Source organism: Peptoniphilus harei (genome assembly GCF_016726485.1).
GTDB classification, from domain to species: Bacteria; Bacillota; Clostridia; order Tissierellales; family Peptoniphilaceae; genus Peptoniphilus_A; species Peptoniphilus_A harei.
On the sequence record NZ_CP068103.1, the window covers coordinates 586,090 to 604,352 of the forward strand.

Sequence of the window (18,263 nt, forward strand, 5' to 3'; positions counted from 1 at the left end):
TAAATTTAATAATTGTTTTTTTCTCAACTTCTTTTTTGCACCTAAATATTAACGAGTATAGCTCTAAATACGATAAATAAACCGTAAAAAATCAGTAAAAAAAGACAGGATCTCTCCTGTCTTCTTGTAAAAATTCTACTAAATTTCATAAATTTTATTTCTAACTGTTCTTGAATTTTTATCTAAAATTTTTGTGTAACCATGATAATCAGTTAGAAGAACTCCCATATAGAGCATATCAACAATTGCAAGTTGCGATGACCTAGAAAAAATTGCATCTCCATATAAAAATTGGTCTGTACTTGTACAAATCTTGACATCTGCATACTTAAGAATTGGAGCATCCTCAAAGTTAGTAATAACTATTGTTTGTGCTCCAGATATTTTCGCTTTTTTCATAACTTCAACAGTGTTTCTAGAACTTCCTGAATAAGAAATTCCAATCGCAAGATCTCCTTTTTTTAGACTTCCTGAACTGATATTTTGCAAATAATAATCATCGTAAGTTCGACAAGGAAGACCTAAGTATAAAAATTTTGTCAAAAGATCTGTAACAGTGCAGAGTGAATTTTCAACTCCATAAACAACAATATTATTTGCCCCTGTAATTAAATCAATAGCTTTGACAAACTCCTTTAAGGACAAACCTTTTATTACCTCTTTTAAAACATGGACCGTAGTTCCAATAACTTTTGAAGGAACATCTGTCAAAAGGTCATCCTCTCCAATAGAAAATCCGTAAAGTGGATTAATCTTCTCATCTTCCATCTTTTTTCTAATTTTATCTTCTACAATTGCACTTTTTAATTCTTTAAAACCTTCATAGCCCATGCCCCTTGCAAATCTTAAAACTGTGGGCTGACTTACACTTGCCTTTGATGCGACTTCAGTCAAAGTAAGCTTTTCCAACTCATCTTCACATTGAAGAAGAAAGTCAGCAACTTTTTTTCTCTGATGGCCTTAAGTTTCTATAATTTCTCGTGATTTCCCATTCCAATAAATTCATGATTTATCTCCTTTTTGTAGTAATTCTACATAACTTTAATAATTTCAAAAGAAATTAACTTTAAAAAACTCATAAAATTTCAAATAATATTTCAAAAAATTTTAAATTTTATATTAAAACTGTATTAAAAGTAATTTTATCACACTAAACTCAGATGGTATTTAAATTTCTTGTAAAGTCTACATTAATATGTAGTAAAAAAACATAGTGATTTGTTTTATTATAGACCTTAAAACAAAAAAAGACTGCCGAAGCAGTCTTAATTTTCTCTTTTCAGAGTGAAGATTGGTATAATTTTATTATTAATCTTAGGAGTTATGGGGTTCCCAAAATCAAAGTAATTTTTGTTAAATGACATTAACTATCATTAACTGTCTTTATTATAGTATAGGATTTGAAATTTGTAAAGGGTTTTTGATAAAATTTATCAAAATTATTTTATGATAATTTATTTAAAATTATTTGCTCTATTCTCCATGACTTTTGAATTTTTGTGACCCTATAATTTCTTGTAACTTATGATTTTTTTAACTTTATTTTTATAACTTTTAAAATAACTACAAACTCATATATTTTTAAGGCTTTCTAGATAATTAGAAGTTCAGGTATTTTTATAAATTCAAAATAATTGCAAGTTTATATGTTTTTATAACTTTATAAATTTTTATAAAATCACTTTTTCCCATGACTTATTAAATTTCTATGACTTCCCAAATTATTATGAAGTCTCACTTTTTCATAAGATCATAAATTTTTATTAAGCATCATTTTTTCATAAGATCATAAAACTTTATTAAGTCCAATTTTTTTGTAAGATCCTATTTTTTTATCAGGTCTAAATTTTGTGTAACCCCTTAAATATTTATAAAGTCACAATATTCTACAACTTTTAATTTTGGGCATAAAAAATGCACCCAAGGAGGTGGGTGCAAGGGGATTCCGGTAATTGTGATATTAAGGAAAAAAAGCTGGTAAACTATAAGGGATTCTTAATATTTATTTCACAATTAACTTATACTTAGTATATAATAAAAGTACCACAAAATAAATTAATAAAAATTTGTATAAATCACAAAATATATTTGATAGGAGGAAATATGAATTTCGAAAGTATTTACTACTTCACAGAACTTGCAAAGACCTTAAACATGAATGAAACCGGAGAAAAACTCTACATTTCACAACAAACTCTTTCAAATCATATAAAAAGACTGGAAGAATATTATGGGACAAAATTCTTTTTTAGAAAACCTAGACTGATGCTGACACCTATTGGAGAAGAGTACCTGGCCTATGCAGAGAAACTCCTCACAAGTGAGGCTGATATGATAAACAAGATCAGGGACCTAGAAAGCGAAGAGATGGGTAAACTCATGCTAGGTGCCTCTTCCCCTCGTGCTGATATGTTCATACCATCTATTATAGAAAAATTTACTGAGGAATTCCCCCAAGTTGGTCTTGTCCTCCACGAAAAGCAATCTCATGAACTTGAAGAGATGTGTCTTGAAAACAAACTAGACCTTGCCATTTCCATTGACGAAAACAATCAAAATGAAAATTTAAAATCTAGTCTTCTCTTAGATGAGAAACTTTATCTTTGTGTCAGTGACAGGCTCCTAAAAAAATATTTTAAAAATCTTGAAGACTTAAAGGAAAAATCAATTGATAACTTAGATTTAAGGGACTTTGACGAGGTTCCCTTCCTCCTTTACACCCAGGACAATAGGATTAGGAGCCTTATAAATCAAAGCTTTAAGGAAGCTGGGGTAAGGCCAAATGATTATATAGAGACTGGCTATTCTAGAATTGCCCTTTCAATTTGCAACAAGGCAATAGCTGCTGTCTTCATTTCTCAAATGAATATCAAGAGGTGGATGGACGAGTTTGAAGATGACATCAATATCTTCCCACTATACTCCAAGGGCAAGCCTGTAAGCCTTGGCATCTACGCCATAAAAAATAAAAACCGATATATCACTAAGTACGCCAAGAGGTTTGTAGAACTCTTGGAAGAATATTTTAATTCTTTTCATGCAGAAAAATTAGAAAGAATTGCAAAAAAATAAAGCAAGAGTGGCACCAGATGGTGTCACTTTTACTTTATAAAAATTTTTTATTTAAAATTTTATAAGCTATCTTTAGACCTTAGAAATTATTTCCAAATTCTTGTCTAAACCTATTAAATAATTCTTCTTGTCTTCTTGCTCTCACTTCTTCTTGGGCAGTTCTTTCCCTTACTTGTTCCCTTATATCTTTTTGGGCCTCCTTATCATTTTCTATGGAGTAATCAGTAAAAGTTGCTTCAGCTGTCATCTTTTTGCCCTGCCTAATATACTCAACCTCTACCTTGTCGCCAACTTGGTATTTGTAGAGAATTGACTTCAATGCGTTGTTATCAGACACTTGGTCCTTGCCAATTCTTGTCACAATATCTCCTGCTTCAAGTCCAGCAGTTGCTGCAGGTGATCCATCGTAAACCTTATAGACAAAGATTCCCTTGTCAACAGGTGACTTTTGATTTAAAACTTGAGATGCTACATCCACATTCATTGTAAGCATACCCATAGACATTTCCTTGTAAGATCCTGTTTCAATAACTTGTTTTATAATTGGCTTAATAAAGTTAATAGGAATTGAAAATCCAAGTCCCTCTGCTGATTGAACCTTGACTGTGTTGATTCCAATTACTTCTCCTTCGGCATTTAGAAGGGCTCCACCAGAGTTACCACCATTTATTGATGCATCAGTTTGGATAAGCCCAGTCATATAGCCTCCACCACTTACTGCCCCAACATACCTGTCAAGTCCAGAGATGATACCTTGGGTTACAGTTTGAGAAAACTGCAATGATATTGGGTTACCAATGGCTATGGCAGTATCCCCTATTGAAAGGGCATCAGAGTCACCAAGGCTTGCCACATTTAACTTCTTGTCTGTGTTAATTTTTACAATGGCAAGGTCAATCATCTCGTCTGCCCAAATTGTCTTGCCTTGAATATCCTCTTCATTGTTTAGTCTAACTGTCACGTCCTTTACTACCTGGTTGTTTAACTTAACAACGTGGGCATTAGTAAGGATATAACCCTTTGGATCAACTATTACACCAGAACCCACACCTTGGACTTCAACTTGTCCAAAGAAGGATTGTTGAACTCCCTTAGTTGTTATACCAACTACAGAGGACATGGACTTCTTGGCAACGGCTGAAGCCACTGTCATATTGTCCTTGGCAGAAATAGTTATATTTGAATCGCTATTTGTGGTTTTACTTTCTCCCTGTGGCAAGAGCTTGTAAGTTGTTATTGCTGAACCAACAATTCCTCCAATTAGAGAAAAAACTAGGGCAATTATTATTACAATCTTACCCATACCAGGGTTTTTATTTAAATTCTTCTTCATACTTTCCTCCTATACGAAAATTTATGACTTTATCTTAGTATGAATTTGTGAAAGATAAATGAATTTATAATAAAAGCTTTATGATTTTGCTTTTTCATTTTTTGTTTTGATCTTTTTTATCTCAGTTAATGATTTTTTAGAAATCAGAACTCAAAAAAAAGAGACCCCTAAGGATCTCTTTAAATATTTTTAGTTTTCGAAAGCTGGTATAACTGCTCCCTTAAATGTTTCTTCTATAAATGTCTTAGCTTCTTCAGAGTTAAGAACCTTTAAGAATTTTTGGAATTTTTCCTTGTCAGCGTCTTCTTTTCTAATTGCAACTAAGTTTGCATATGGTGAATCCTTAGATTCTAAGAAGATTGAGTCCTTAGTTGGGTCAAGTCCTTGTCCAATAGCAAAGTTGGAGTTAATAACTGCTGCTCCTGAATCTTTATAAACTTGTGCAATTGAAGGTGCATCCATTGCTGTGAACTTTAAGTTCTTAGGATTTTCTGCTATATCTTTTTCTGTTGAGTTAAGATTTGTCTTGTCCTTTAACTTAATTAGTCCTGCATCTTCAAGTAGGATTAAGGCTCTTGCACCGTTACTTGGGTCGTTAGGGATGATAATTTCTGCGCCATCTTCGATTTCATCAACTGACTTATACTTTTCTGAATATAAAGCCATTGGTTCAATGTGAACGTAACCTAGGACGTCAAGATTGTCAATGTTTCTTTCTTCTGTAAAGCTGTCAAGATAAGGTTTATGTTGGAAGTAGTTGGCATCAAGGTCGCCTGCTTCTAGTTGAAGGTTTGGTTGGATGTAGTCATCGAAGTTTACGACTTCTACATCAAGTCCTTCTTTTTCAAATTCTGGCTTTAGACCTTCAATGATTTCTCCATGAGGTGTAGGTGATACACCAATAACAATCTTGTTGTCTCCATCTGCTGGAGCTTCTGCCTTTGCGTCATCTTTCTTTGCACCGCCACATCCTGTTAGGGCAAGTGATAGGACCACTGATCCTAGTAAAAATAATTTTTTAAAATTTTTCATATATATCCTCCTCTAAAAAAAATTATTACTTAATTAATATTAAAATGTTGGAAGCACTGCTCCCTTGAAAGTATCTTCAATATATTTTCTACTTTCTTCTGATTGTAAAATTTCTACAACTTTCTTATAAATTTCCTTGTTTTCTTCGCCAGATCTTGCTGCCACAATGTTTGCATAAGGTGAATCCTTTGCTTCTGTGATTATCGCATCCTTTGGATCTAGCCCATTTGCTATGGCAAAGTTTGGATTTATAAAAGCAAGGTCTGCATCTTGGTAAACTCTTGGAATATTTTGTGCATCAACTGCTGTAAATTTTAAATTCTTTGGATTTTCAACTATATCAACTTCAGTTGAGTTTAAGTTGTCCTTGTCTTTTAACTTTATAAGTCCTTCTTTATCAAGAATTAATAAGGCTCTTGCTCCATTTGTTGGGTCATTGGGAATTATAATTTCTCCACCATCTTCAAGGTCTTTTATGTCCTTTATCTTTGATGAAAATCCAAGAAGGGGTGTGATAAATATTTTTGAATCTTCTAGGGAAACTATATTTGTCTTCCTGTCCTCATTAAAGCTGTCGAGGTAGGGTTGGTGTTGGTAAAAGTTTAGGTCTAAGTCTCCTGATTCAAGTTGTAGGTTTGGTTGCACATAGTCTGAAAAAACTACTAGGTCAAGGTCAATGCCTGCTTTTTCAAATTCTGGCTCAAGGGCCTTTATGAGTTCTCCATGGGGAGTTTCCGATGCCCCTATTGTAACCTTAGTTTTTTCTCCTGCCTCTGAGCTTTTTTCTTCTACTTTGTTGTCTTTTCCACAAGCTGTTAAAACTGCAATAAGTCCAATTAGTGTCAATAAAATTTTTGTCTTCTTCATCTTTTTTCTCCTTGTTGTCAAATATTATGTCTTTTTTCTTCTTTTTTCTTTCTCTTCTCTTATTTTCTCTTGTCTATCTTCTTAGTCAAAAAGTTACCAACAAATTGAACTATTTGAACCAAGATTATAATAACTACTACTGCTGACCAAAGGATTAGGGGCTCATTTCTTTGGTAACCATACCTATTTGCCACATCTCCTAGGCCTCCTCCTCCCATGACACCAGCCATAGCAGAGTAACCAATTACGTTAATTATTGTCATTGTAATTCCTGTCACTATCATTGGCATTGCCTCTGGTATAAGGACCTTAAAGATTATTTCCCTCTTAGATGATCCCATGGACTTGGCTGCCTCGATGATGCCTGAGTCAACTTGGATAAAGTAACCTTCCATTAGCCTTGCAACAAAGGGTGCTGCTGAAACTGAAAGGGGAATTATCATTGCTGCAGTTCCGTAGGACTTTCCAACAATTAGTCTTGATAGTGGGAATACAACTATCATCAAGATTACGAAGGGAAAGGACCTTAGGATATTTATTATTCCATCTAGGATTGAGTAAACTTTTACTGATTCTGTAAGTCCTCCAGGTCTTGTTGTTGTTAAAATTATTCCCAGTGGAAGACCAATTAAGAGGGCAATTATTGTCGAAGCAATTACCATTATTAAAGTTTGTGGAATTGCTGGTAAAACTATATCAATTATCCTATCCATTTAAAGCACCTCCACAATTACATTATTTTCTTTTAAGAATTCAATGGCCCTTGCCCTTTCATCATCCTTACCTAGGATTTGAACTGTAAGGTAACCAACATTTGCTGCATTTAGCTTGTTTATATTTCCAGATAAAATTGAAAAGTCTATATCAAACTTCTTGACACATTGGGAAAGAATTGGCTTGTCGTAGTTGTTGTCTGCATAGGAAAGTCTCAAGACGTCTCCCTTATAGTCGCTGGCTCTCACATAGCCTTCTTCCACATCATCTTCAAGATTTTTAATAAAGGATCTTGTAACTGCAGTTTTTGGATTTGTGAAGAGTTCCTTTGTGGTGTTCTCTTCAATAATTTTTCCTGCTTCCATTACTGCTATCCTGTCACAAATTTCCTTGGCTACCTCCATTTGATGGGTGATCATTATAACTGTCATGTCAAATTCTTCTACAATTCTCTTTAGAAGATTTAAGACTGACTTTGTGTTTGCCGGATCAAGGGCTGATGTTCCTTCATCTGAAAGTAGGATTGATGGGTTTGTGGCAATGGATCTTGCTATTGCCACTCTTTGCTTTTGACCACCAGACAATTCTGCTGGATAAGAATCCTTCTTATCTTTAAGATCAATAAATTTTAAGAGCTCGTCCACCCTTTTTGATATGTCTTCCCTAGACACTCCAGAAATTTCTAGAGGGTAGGCAATATTTTCTGCCACAGTCTTTTGCATGAATAAGTTGAAATACTGGAAGATCATTCCAATATCCTTTCTAGCTGCCCTAAGTTCCTTTTCATTTAGGCCAATAATAGATTTTCCATCAACTAGGATTTCTCCTGAGCTTGGTTCTTCCAACCTATTAATACATCTAACAAGGGTTGACTTGCCGGCACCAGATAAACCAATTACACCGTAAATCTCTCCCCGATTGACCTTGAAAGAAACATCGTTTAAGGCTCTAAAACTTCTATCTCCAGTTTTAAATTCTTTAACTAAGTTTTTTACTTCAATCATTTTTCCTCCAAAACAATAAAAAAAGAGCTTCCATCCATAAGGACGAAAGCTCGTGTTACCACCTTAATTTATCACTTTCTCACGAAAGCAACCTCTTCAAGTACTATCATACTCTACTTCTGTAACGGGAAGACCCGTAAATACCTAATATCAGTATTTCCTAGAGAAGGCCATGTTCACAAAAAATCTTTCTACTTCTTTCACCAAAACGAAGCTCTCTTTAATCAAAATTTTAAGTTACTCTTCTTCTCAAAAGTTTATTTTTGAATTACTTATGATTATATTAGCTTATATTTTAAAAGTCAAGCATGTTTTTTATTTTATTTTTAAATTTTTCATATCTTCTTCAACTGTTGAGTTTCCAGCAATTCCAAAATTTTCAACTAGAACATCTACAACATTTGAAGATAAAAATGCAGGAAGAGTTGGTCCAAGGTGAATATTTTTTACACCTAATGATAGAAGTGCAAGTAAAACAATTACTGCTTTTTGTTCGTACCATGCAATATTATAGGCAATTGGAAGATCATTTACACTTTCAACTCCAAATGCATCAACTAATGCTAGAGCAATTTGAATTAATGAGTAAGAATCATTACATTGTCCTGCGTCTAATACTCCTGGAATTCCATTAATATCTCCAAGATTTAATTTGTTGTATCTGTATTTTGCACAACCAGCAGTTAAAATTACAGCAGATTCTGGCAATTCTTCTGCAAATTCTGTGTAGTAATTTCTTTCATTCATTCTTCCATCGCAGCCAGCCATTACAACAAATTTTGTAATATCACCATTATTTACAGCTTCAATAACTTTATCAGCAAGCTCTAATACTTGAGAGTGCGCAAATCCACCAACTATTTCTCCCTTTTCAATTTCTTCTGGAGACTTGCAAGTCTTTGCCATTTCAATTACTTCTGAGAAATCTTTGTGTCCATTTTCATCTTCTTCTATATAAGTGCATCCTGGATATCCTGCTGCGCCAGTTGTAAATAATTTATCTTTATAAGAATCCTTAGGTGGAACTATACAGTTTGTTGTCATAAGGATTGGTCCATTAAAGGACTCAAACTCATCTCTTTGCTTCCACCAAGCATTACCATAATTACCAACAAAGTTTTCATATTTTTTAAACTTTGGATAGTAGTTTGCAGGTAACATTTCTGAGTGAGTGTAAATATCCACACCAGAATCTTTTGCTTGTTCTAAAAGCATTTCAAAGTCTTTTAAGTCGTGACCTGAAACTAGTATACCTGGATTATTTCTAACACCAATATTTACATTTGAAACTTCTGGGTTTCCATAAGTTCCTGTATTTGCAGAATCAAGAGTTGCCATTGCCTTATATCCCATTTCACCAGTTTTAAGTGTTAATGAAACTAATTCATCAACAGTTTTTTCTGTTAGAAGTTCTGCCATTGTATTTAAAATAAAGTTATTTACTTCTTCACTTTCAAATCCTAAAACTTTTGCATGTCTTGCATATGCAGCCATACCCTTTAAACCATAAGTAACAAGTTCTTTTAAACTTCTAATATCTTCATTATCTTCTACTAAAATAGAAACTTCACCTGAATTTATTTTTCTTTCGATTTCAGAAAATTCTTCAGTTGACCACATAGCAGCTTCACTGTATTCTTTATCTTCTCTTAAAGAATTCATAAGCTTAATAGTTTCTTCAATTCTCTCTTTTATTGCAATATCATCAAAGTTTGCATTTGTAATTGTTGTAAATAAATTTAAAACAACTCTATCTACTGCTTCTTTATTTTCTTTTCCACTTTTTACAACTATTTCAGAAAGTCCCTTTGATGTCCAAATTAAAAAGTCTTGTAAATTTGCAACAACTGCAGATTTTCCACATACTCCTCTTTTAGTACAACCAGTGTTTTTAAATGTTTCTTGACATTGAAAACAAAACATATCCATGATCTTCATCCTCTCTCTTTAAATTATTCCTATAAATTCATTACTTCTAAATATATTTTAATAAATAAAGATGAATTTTTCTGTTGCAAATGCAACAATATAAAAATAAAAGAGACTCCCTCTCGGGAGTCTCAATTGGTGTATATTAATGAGGAATCACTAAAAGTGATTAATAATCTAAATAAATTAGATTATTTTCCGTCATTAGCAATAATTTGGTCAATTTTTTCATAAAGCTTGTTTAGCTTATCCTTATCATCAACTGAACCTACACTTGCATCTCCTACTATCTTTCCATCTCTATTAATTAATAGAGTTGTTGGGAAGGCAGTTAAGTTCTTGAGGTAAGCATCGATTTCTTCAGAAGGTTTAACAGCAAGGTTAGTGTATTTTACTCCCTTAGCCTCTAAGATTTTTTCTGCTTCAGCCTTAATTTCTTTATTTTCATAAGTGTCAAGGCAAATTGACATAACCTTAACATTTTTATCCTTTAAGTCTTCACTAATTTTTTGTAGGCCTGGCATTTCATCAATACAACCCTTACAACCTGTAAACCAAATACTCAAAATAGTTACAGGATGGTCTTTAAATACATCACTACTTACTGGATTTCCTTCAAAATCTACTGCATCAAACTTTGGAAAAGTATCTCCACCAGAAAGTTCAGTAGTTTCTTGTGACTTACTTGAGCAAGCCGTCATTGACACTAATAGGATCATGAGAACAAACAATTTACTTATCTTTTTAAAAATTTTATTCATAACTTACTCCTTCATTGGTCTTAGGTTTATTAATTGACGTGGATATAGCTGATGTTGGACAAGCCCTTAGGCAGTCACCGCATCTTATACATTCTAGGGCATTTTGATTTGTGGACATATCAACATCCATCTTGCAAACTCTCTTACACTTGCCACAAGAAATGCATGAATCGTCCACATGATATTTATAAAATGAAAATTTATTAGTTATAGCGTAAAAAGCTCCAAGGGGGCAAATATATTTACAGAAGGGCCTGTAGAAAAATATTGACATTAAAACTGTAACAGCAAGTATAGCAAATTTTAAAATAAATAAATTTCCCAAGGCTCCCCTTATAGATTTATTAGCAAGTGAAAGAGGGATTCCACCTTCCAATATTCCCTGTGGACAGATGTACTGGCAGAAATATGGAGAAGCTCCACCAAGTTCATCAGTTAAAAATACTCCAAAAAGCCAGACTACAAAAATTAAAATAAAATACTTTAAGTATTTTAAAAAAGAAAATTTTCTTGTAGAGATTTTTTTTGTAGGAATCTTGTAAAGGAGATCCTGAAAAAATCCAAAGGGACACATAAATCCACAGATAAGTCTTCCAAATAAGGTTCCAAATAAAAGCATTAGTCCCGTCACATAGTAGGCAAAATTAAATTTTGACGAGCCAACAAGTGCTTGAAAGGAACCTATTGGACAAGAAAAGGCAGCTCCAGGGCATGAATAACAATTTAGTCCCGGAACGCAAAGGTTCTTAGTCTTACCTGTATATATTGTTCCTTTAAAAAAGTTTGGAATATGTAAATTTGTAAGAAGGGCAAAAGTCCCTTGAAATAAGTTTCGTTTTTTACCAATATTTTTTAGAAGATTTATTAAACTAACCAATTCCAACACACTCCAAGCAAATTCTTATGGCTTTGGATAGGACAGTATCCACTTCATGCCTATAAGCTCCATAAATTATGAAGGCAATAGACAAAAGTAGCATAAGATAGGATAATTTTTTTTCTGCAAAATCCCTCATGTTTTCACCTCACAAGTAGTATAGCATTTTAGATGTAAAGATAAAGTTAAGAAACCTTTATTTAATGAAATTTTTCAAAAAAAAAGCTGTGAAAATTAATTCACAGCTAGTATGGTGACCCATGCGCGATTCGAACGCGCGACACCTTGATTAAAAGTCAAGTGCTCTACCGACTGAGCTAATGGGTCTTATTCAGTTTCAATAAAAAATCTGTGTTAACCACAGATTAAAAAATGGCGGAGAGGAAGGGATTCGAACCCTTGTGGGCTTGCACCCTAACGGTTTTCAAGACCGCCCCGTTATGACCACTTCGGTACCTCTCCACAAATATAAAATTTAAAAATGGTGACCCATGCGCGATTCGAACGCGCGACACCTTGATTAAAAGTCAAGTGCTCTACCGACTGAGCTAATGGGTCTCACTTGGCTGGGGTGGCAGGACTCGAACCTACGCATGCCAGAGTCAAAGTCTGGTGCCTTACCGACTTGGCTACACCCCAATAATTGATTGGCGCACCTAGGAGGATTCGAACCCCCGGCACACGGATTAGAAGTCCGTTGCTCTATCCTACTGAGCTATAGGTGCTTATATGGAGCGGGTGAAGGGAATCGAACCCTCGCAACCAGCTTGGAAGGCTGGGGCTCTACCACTGAGCTACACCCGCATAAATAATTTTTTATAAAATTTTTGGTGGAGGAGAGTGGATTTGAACCACTGAAAGTTAAACTAACGGATTTACAGTCCGTCCCCTTTGGCCAACTCGGGAACTCCTCCATGTAAGTCCCTAATAATAAGCTTTTTTGGAGCTGGTGGGAGGACTTGAACCCCTAACCTACTGATTACAAGTCAGTTGCTCTACCAATTGAGCTACACCAGCATCTCACTTATTAAAAATAACTTGAAATTTTAATTGGCGACCTGGATCGGGTTCGAACCGACGACCTCCAGCGTGACAGGCTGGCATTCTAACCAACTGAACTACCAGGCCCAATTTTGGTGGACACAATAGGGCTCGAACCTATGACCCCCTGCTTGTAAGGCAGATGCTCTCCCAACTGAGCTATGCGTCCATCTGGTGACCCTGCCGGGAATCGAACCCGGGATACCACCGTGAAAGGGTGGTGTCTTAACCGCTTGACCACAGGGCCTAATATGGTTGCGGTTTATGTATAACAAAAACCGTTATTTTGAAAATGGTAGCGGCGAAGAGATTTGAACTCCTGACACTACGGGTATGAACCGTATGCTCTAGCCAACTGAGCTACGCCGCCATATTTTTATGGTAGCGGGAGAAGGATTTGAACCTCCGACCTTCGGGTTATGAGCCCGACGAGCTACCATGCTGCTCCATCCCGCGTCATTTGTACCCGGCTACTATTTCTTTTGGTGCCGAGAATCGGAATCGAACCGATACGGTGTTTAACCACCGCAGGATTTTAAGTCCTGTGCGTCTGCCAGTTCCGCCACCCCGGCTTGTTTTTTAAATGGCTCTCAGGGTGGGACTCGAACCCACAGCCTACCGGTTAACAGCCGGTTGCTCCACCATTGAGCTACCTAAGACTATTGGGGACTTTTGTCCCTTACTGGCGATAACTTACTCTCCCAGGTCGTTGCCAACCAAGTACCATCAGCGGACTAATGCTTAACTTCTGTGTTCGGTATGGGTACAGGTGTGTCCATTGTCCTATTCTCACCAGATTAACTTAAAAACTAATCTTACCTTAAATCTTTGGTCAAGTCTTCGACCTATTAGTACTCGCTAGCTGAATGTATTGCTACACTTACACCTTGAGCCTATCTACCTCATTTTCTTCAAGGGGTCTTATCTTTCGAGGGAAATCTCATCTCGAGGGGGGCTTCGGGCTTAGATGCCTTCAGCTCTTATCCCTTCCAAACTTAGCTTCCCAGCTATGCACTTGGCAGTACAACTGGTGCACCAGAGGTTTGTCCATCCCGGTCCTCTCGTACTAAGGACAGCTCCTCTCAAATTTCCTACGCCCACGACGGATAGGGACCGAACTGTCTCGCGACGTTCTGAACCCAGCTCGCGTGCCTCTTTAATGGGCGAACAGCCCAACCCTTGGGACCTACTTCAGCCCCAGGATGAGACGAGCCGACATCGAGGTGCCAAACCTCCCCGTCGATGTGGACTCTTGGGGGAGATAAGCCTGTTATCCCCGGGGTAGCTTTTATCCGTTGAGCGATGGCCCTTCCACTCGGTACCACCGGATCACTAAGTCCTGCTTTCGCATCTGCTCGACTTGTTGGTCTCGCAGTTAAGCTCCCTTCTGCCTTTATACTCTGCGCACGATTTCCATCCGTGCTGAGGGAACCTTTGAACGCCTCCGTTACTCTTTCGGAGGCGACCGCCCCAGTCAAACTGTCCAACTGAGAGTGTCCCTTCCCCAGATTCATGGGGTTAGGTTAGAATTCTAGCATTAAAAGAGTGGTATCCCAACGGTGACTCCCAAGATACTGGCGTACCTTATTCTCTGTCTCCCACCTATTCTGTACATTTAATCCCAAAATTCAATCTCAGCCTACAGTAAAGCTCCACGGGGTCTTTCCGTCCTGTCGTGGGTAAGCGGCATCTTTACCGCTACTACAATTTCACCGGATCCTTTGTTGAGACAGTGCCCAAATCGTTACACCTTTCGTGCGGGTCGGAACTTACCCGACAAGGAATTTCGCTACCTTAGGACCGTTATAGTTACGGCCGCCGTTTACTGGGGCTTCAGTTCTAAGCTTCGCTTACGCTAACTTTTTCCCTTAACCTTCCAGCACCGGGCAGGTGTCAGCTCCTATACTTCGTCTTTCGACTTAGCAGAAACTTGTGTTTTTGGTAAACAGTCGCTTGGGCCTTTTCACTGCGGCCCCCTGTTACAGGGGCTCCCCTTCTCCCGAAGTTACGGGGTCATTTTGCCGAGTTCCTTAACAAAGGTTTTTCCGCTCGTCTTAGGATTCTCTCCTCACCTACCTGTGTCGGTTTACGGTACGGGCGATACTTCTCTAGTAGTGGCTTTTCTTGGCAGTGTGGAGTCATAAGCTTCTCTACTTGTTTTCGATCCGCATTACGCTTCAGACTTCTCGGAAAGCGGATTTGCCTACTTTCCATCCTTTGCGCTTGCACGCCTCACCAACTGGGCGCTCTTATTATCCTTCTGCGTCCCCACTTCCTTTAATGATTGTATCGGTACAGGAATTTCCACCTGTTGTCCATCGACTACGCTTTTCAGCCTCGCCTTAGGTCCCGACTTACCCTGAGTGGACGAGCCTTGCTCAGGAATCCTTGGGTTTTCGACGGGTGAGATTCTCACTCACCTCTCGCTACTCATGCCAGCATTCTCTCTTGTATGATGTCCACAGTGCCTTACGGCTTCTGCTTCGTCCTTCATACATTGCTCCTCTACCAACGTTATACGTTCCATAGCTTCGGTATATAGTTTAGCCCCGGTTATCTTCGGCGCAGAGTCACTTGACTAGTGAGCTATTACGCACTCTTTAAATGAGTGGCTGCTTCTAAGCCAACATCCTAGTTGTCTCAGTAACTCCACATCCTTTCCCACTTAACTATAATTTTGGGACCTTAGCTGATGGTCTGGGCTCTTTCCCTTTCGACTATGAAGCTCATCCCACATAGTCTGACTCCCTAGTGCATGATATGGTATTCGGAGTTTGATAGGTCTTGGTAACATATGCATGCCCCTTGACCAATCAGTGCTCTACCCCCTTTTCATGTCTTACTAGAGGCTAGCCCTAAAGCTATTTCGAGGAGAACCAGCTATCTCCGTGTTCGTTTGGCTTTTCACCCCTATCCACAAGTCATCCGATAACTTTTAAACGTTACCCGGTTCGAGCCTCCATTGAATTTTACTTCAACTTCACTCTGCTCATGGATAGATCACACGGTTTCGGGTCTACAACCACTAACTTCCGCCCTATTTAGACTCGCTTTCGCTTCGGCTCCGCATCTTTAATGCTTAACCTCGCTAGTAATCGTAACTCGCTGGCCCGTTCTACAAAAAGTACACGATCGTGGTGTTAAACCACTTTCGCTGCTTGTAAACACTAGGTTTCAGATTCTATTTCACTCCCCTCACGGGGTTCTTTTCACCTTTCCCTCACGGTACTTGTTCGCTATCGGTCACCAAGTAGTATTTAGCCTTAGGGGGTGGTCCCCCCATATTCCCACTGAATTTCTCGTGTTCCGTGGTACTCTTTTGTGTCGGATATCTTCGCTTTCGCCTACAGGACTCTTACCTTCTTTGGTTAATCTTCCCAGATTATTTGGCTGGCTATTGTCTCTTTATACACATCGGGCTCTTCCCCGTTCGCTCGCCGCTACTTAGGGAATCGAGTTTTCTTTCTTTTCCTCAGGTTACTTAGATGTTTCAGTTCACCTGGTTCGCCTCCTATAGTTATGAATTGGCTATAGGATACCTCTTACGAGGTGGGTTTCCCCATTCGGATATCTACGGGTCATAAGATATTTGCTCCTCTCCGTAGCTTTTCGCAGCTTGTCGCGTCCTTCTTCGCCTCTTGGTGCCTAGGCATTCACCTAGTGCTCTTTTTAACTTGACCTTTGTTAATAAACATTTCTGTTTATTTCCAGTTTAATTGTTTTGTTTAAGAAATTTTGATTAGTTTTTAAGTTGTTATGGTTCAAAACTTAGCATAAACTAAGTTATGGTGGACCTGGGTGGACTCGAACCACCGACCTCACGCTTATCAGGCGTGCGCTCTAACCAGCTGAGCTACAGGTCCATATATATAATTAAAATAGTGTGAAGATTTATTTTCCTTAGAAAGGAGGTGATCCAGCCGCACCTTCCGATACGGCTACCTTGTTACGACTTCACCCCAGTCACCTATCCTACCTTCGACTGCTGCTTCCCTAAGGTTCGCTCGCAGGCTTCGGGTATTACAAGCTTCCATGGTGTGACGGGCGGTGTGTACAAGACCCGGGAACGCATTCACCGCAGCATGCTGATCTGCGATTACTAGCAACTCCATCTTCATGTACTCGAGTTGCAGAGTACAATCCGAACTGAGAAAGACTTTTTGAGGTTGGCTTAATATCACTATCTCGCTTCCCTTTGTATCTTCCATTGTAGCACGTGTGTAGCCCAGGGCATATAGGGCATGATGATTTGACGTCATCCCCACCTTCCTCCGATTTATCATCGGCAGTCTCTTTAGAGTCCCCATCCGAAATGCTGGTAACTAAAGATAGGGGTTGCGCTCGTTGCCAGACTTAACTGAACATCTCACGACACGAGCTGACGACAACCATGCACCACCTGTATTGAGGCTTCCGAAGAAGAGGGTATATCTCTATACCGGTCCTCAGTATGTCAAGCCCTGGTAAGGTTCTTCGCGTTGCTTCGAATTAAACCACATGCTCCGCTGCTTGTGCGGGTCCCCGTCAATTCCTTTGAGTTTCATGCTTGCGCACGTACTCCCCAGGCGGAGTGCTTAATGTGTTAACTGCGGCACCGAATTATTCCGATACCTAGCACTCATCGTTTACAGCGTGGACTACCAGGGTATCTAATCCTGTTTGCTACCCACGCTTTCGTTCCTCAGCGTCAGAATGAGCCCAGTAAGTCGCCTTCGCCACCGGTATTCTTTTTAATATCTACGCATTTCACCGCTACACTAAAAATTCCACTTACCTCTACTCTTCTCAAGATATGCAGTTTCAAATGCTTACAGTAGTTAAGCTACTGCCTTTTACATCTGACTTGCATTTCCGCCTGCGAACCCTTTACGCCCAGTGATTCCGGACAACGCTAGCCCCCTACGTATTACCGCGGCTGCTGGCACGTAGTTAGCCGGGGCTTTTTCTTATGGTACCGTCATTATCTTCCCATATAAAAGAACTTTACGACTCGAAAGCCTTCATCGTTCACGCGGCGTCGCTGCATCAGAGTTCCCTCCATTGTGCAATATTCCCCACTGCTGCCTCCCGTAGGAGTTTGGACCGTTTCTCAGTTCCAATGTGGCCGTTCACCCTCTCAGGCCGGCTACCCATCGTCGCCTTGGTGGGCCGTTACCTCACCAACTAGCTAATGGGACGCGAGTCCATCTTAGACCACCGGAGTTTTGATCATTAGTGCATGGGCACCTATGATTTCATTTGGTATTAATCCCGGTTTCCCGAGGCTATCCCAATGTCTAAGGCAGGTTACTCACGTGTTACTCACCCGTCCGCCGCTAATCCATCTTATCTTCACCCCGAAGGGATCTGTCAAGATTTCATCGCTCGACTTGCATGTGTTAAGCGCGCCGCCAGCGTTCGTCCTGAGCCAGGATCAAACTCTCAATTAAAAATTTGTATGACTCATTAGTTTTCTCAAAACTAAACGAATATCTGGTTTGCTTGTGATTCTTTAAAAGAATCTGTGATTAAATCACGAATTGTTTATCTATCTTCACACTATTTAATTATCATGTTTCATGCGCTACTTTTTTGAAGTAGCTTGTTTATTATACTACCGTGTTTTTTCTTTGTCAAGTATTTTTTACAATTTA

11 protein-coding genes, 16 tRNA genes and 3 rRNA genes are annotated in these 18,263 nt (G+C 38.3%); 1 reads left to right on the top strand and 29 read right to left on the bottom strand.

The features are described 5' to 3' along the window. Window positions 1–138: 138 nt before the first annotated feature. Window positions 139–909, bottom strand: a complete 771-nt coding sequence (locus tag I6I93_RS02640; RefSeq protein ID WP_201621261.1) for a MurR/RpiR family transcriptional regulator — start codon at window positions 907–909, stop codon at window positions 139–141. A 1,194-nt stretch (window positions 910–2,103) separates the two neighbouring features. Between I6I93_RS02640 and I6I93_RS02645 the strand changes: the two genes are divergently transcribed. Then, window positions 2,104–3,072: a LysR family transcriptional regulator gene (locus tag I6I93_RS02645; protein ID WP_112889338.1), complete on the top strand. Its 969-nt coding sequence runs from the start codon at window positions 2,104–2,106 to the stop codon at window positions 3,070–3,072. Window positions 3,073–3,151: 79 nt separating this feature from the next. Here I6I93_RS02645 and I6I93_RS02650 read toward each other — a convergent pair whose 3' ends face one another. From I6I93_RS02650 to I6I93_RS02785, 28 genes are all read right to left on the bottom strand, one after another. Then, window positions 3,152–4,405, bottom strand: coding sequence for a S1C family serine protease (locus I6I93_RS02650; RefSeq protein ID WP_112889339.1), 1,254 nt, complete (start codon window positions 4,403–4,405; stop codon window positions 3,152–3,154). Between the two features lie 189 nt (window positions 4,406–4,594). Beyond that, window positions 4,595–5,437 (bottom strand): MetQ/NlpA family ABC transporter substrate-binding protein, encoded by an 843-nt coding sequence (locus tag I6I93_RS02655; RefSeq protein ID WP_112889340.1) that lies wholly within the window; start codon window positions 5,435–5,437, stop codon window positions 4,595–4,597. A 39-nt stretch (window positions 5,438–5,476) separates the two neighbouring features. Further along, on the bottom strand, window positions 5,477–6,304 hold the full coding sequence (locus tag I6I93_RS02660) for a MetQ/NlpA family ABC transporter substrate-binding protein (protein WP_112889341.1): 828 nt from the start codon (window positions 6,302–6,304) through the stop codon (window positions 5,477–5,479). Between the two features lie 59 nt (window positions 6,305–6,363). Next, window positions 6,364–7,017, bottom strand: coding sequence for a methionine ABC transporter permease (locus I6I93_RS02665; RefSeq protein WP_112889342.1), 654 nt, complete (start codon window positions 7,015–7,017; stop codon window positions 6,364–6,366). Then, complete coding sequence (locus I6I93_RS02670) at window positions 7,018–8,022, bottom strand: methionine ABC transporter ATP-binding protein (RefSeq protein WP_112889343.1); 1,005 nt, start codon at window positions 8,020–8,022, stop codon at window positions 7,018–7,020. A gap of 315 nt (window positions 8,023–8,337) precedes the next feature. Next, window positions 8,338–9,945 carry a hydroxylamine reductase gene (gene hcp / locus I6I93_RS02675; RefSeq protein ID WP_201621267.1) on the bottom strand — a complete coding sequence of 536 codons (1,608 nt, stop codon included), beginning with the start codon at window positions 9,943–9,945 and terminating at the stop codon, window positions 8,338–8,340. Between the two features lie 197 nt (window positions 9,946–10,142). Continuing rightward, window positions 10,143–10,712, bottom strand: a complete 570-nt coding sequence (locus tag I6I93_RS02680) for a TlpA family protein disulfide reductase (protein WP_112889344.1) — start codon at window positions 10,710–10,712, stop codon at window positions 10,143–10,145. Continuing rightward, window positions 10,705–11,589, bottom strand: a complete 885-nt coding sequence (locus I6I93_RS02685) for a 4Fe-4S binding protein (RefSeq protein WP_112889345.1) — start codon at window positions 11,587–11,589, stop codon at window positions 10,705–10,707. Before I6I93_RS02685 ends, I6I93_RS02680 begins: the two co-directional genes overlap by 8 nt. Next, on the bottom strand, window positions 11,582–11,728 hold the full coding sequence (locus I6I93_RS02690; protein ID WP_164753355.1) for a CD1871A family CXXC motif-containing protein: 147 nt from the start codon (window positions 11,726–11,728) through the stop codon (window positions 11,582–11,584). The genes I6I93_RS02685 and I6I93_RS02690 overlap by 8 nt, the downstream gene beginning before the upstream one ends. Window positions 11,729–11,840: 112 nt before the next feature. Further along, window positions 11,841–11,916, bottom strand: a tRNA-Lys gene (locus I6I93_RS02695). A 46-nt stretch (window positions 11,917–11,962) separates the two neighbouring features. Further along, window positions 11,963–12,051: transfer RNA gene (locus I6I93_RS02700), tRNA-Ser, on the bottom strand. A gap of 20 nt (window positions 12,052–12,071) precedes the next feature. Beyond that, window positions 12,072–12,147, bottom strand: a tRNA-Lys gene (locus tag I6I93_RS02705). A gap of 5 nt (window positions 12,148–12,152) precedes the next feature. After that, window positions 12,153–12,228 (bottom strand) — tRNA-Gln (locus I6I93_RS02710). A gap of 9 nt (window positions 12,229–12,237) precedes the next feature. Then, a tRNA-Arg gene (locus tag I6I93_RS02715) sits at window positions 12,238–12,314 on the bottom strand. Window positions 12,315–12,319: 5 nt separating this feature from the next. Further along, a tRNA-Gly gene (locus I6I93_RS02720) sits at window positions 12,320–12,393 on the bottom strand. Between the two features lie 24 nt (window positions 12,394–12,417). Continuing rightward, window positions 12,418–12,503, bottom strand: a tRNA-Tyr gene (locus tag I6I93_RS02725). Window positions 12,504–12,530: 27 nt separating this feature from the next. Next, a tRNA-Thr gene (locus I6I93_RS02730) sits at window positions 12,531–12,606 on the bottom strand. A gap of 34 nt (window positions 12,607–12,640) precedes the next feature. Beyond that, window positions 12,641–12,717 (bottom strand) — tRNA-Asp (locus I6I93_RS02735). Window positions 12,718–12,723: 6 nt separating this feature from the next. Then, window positions 12,724–12,799: transfer RNA gene (locus I6I93_RS02740), tRNA-Val, on the bottom strand. Between the two features lie 3 nt (window positions 12,800–12,802). Continuing rightward, window positions 12,803–12,877: transfer RNA gene (locus I6I93_RS02745), tRNA-Glu, on the bottom strand. A 46-nt stretch (window positions 12,878–12,923) separates the two neighbouring features. Further along, a tRNA-Met gene (locus I6I93_RS02750) sits at window positions 12,924–13,000 on the bottom strand. 9 nt (window positions 13,001–13,009) lie between these two features. Further along, window positions 13,010–13,086, bottom strand: a tRNA-Met gene (locus I6I93_RS02755). 27 nt (window positions 13,087–13,113) lie between these two features. After that, window positions 13,114–13,202: transfer RNA gene (locus I6I93_RS02760), tRNA-Leu, on the bottom strand. Between the two features lie 12 nt (window positions 13,203–13,214). Further along, window positions 13,215–13,289 (bottom strand) — tRNA-Asn (locus tag I6I93_RS02765). Between the two features lie 21 nt (window positions 13,290–13,310). Further along, window positions 13,311–13,427: ribosomal RNA gene (gene rrf, locus I6I93_RS02770) — 5S ribosomal RNA — on the bottom strand. Window positions 13,428–13,458: 31 nt separating this feature from the next. Next, a 23S ribosomal RNA gene (locus I6I93_RS02775) occupies window positions 13,459–16,310 on the bottom strand. A gap of 106 nt (window positions 16,311–16,416) precedes the next feature. Continuing rightward, window positions 16,417–16,493 (bottom strand) — tRNA-Ile (locus tag I6I93_RS02780). 41 nt (window positions 16,494–16,534) lie between these two features. Beyond that, window positions 16,535–18,059: ribosomal RNA gene (locus tag I6I93_RS02785) — 16S ribosomal RNA — on the bottom strand. The 16S, 23S and 5S rRNA genes sit together here with 16 tRNA genes alongside, the layout of an rRNA operon. Window positions 18,060–18,263 lie beyond the last annotated feature (204 nt).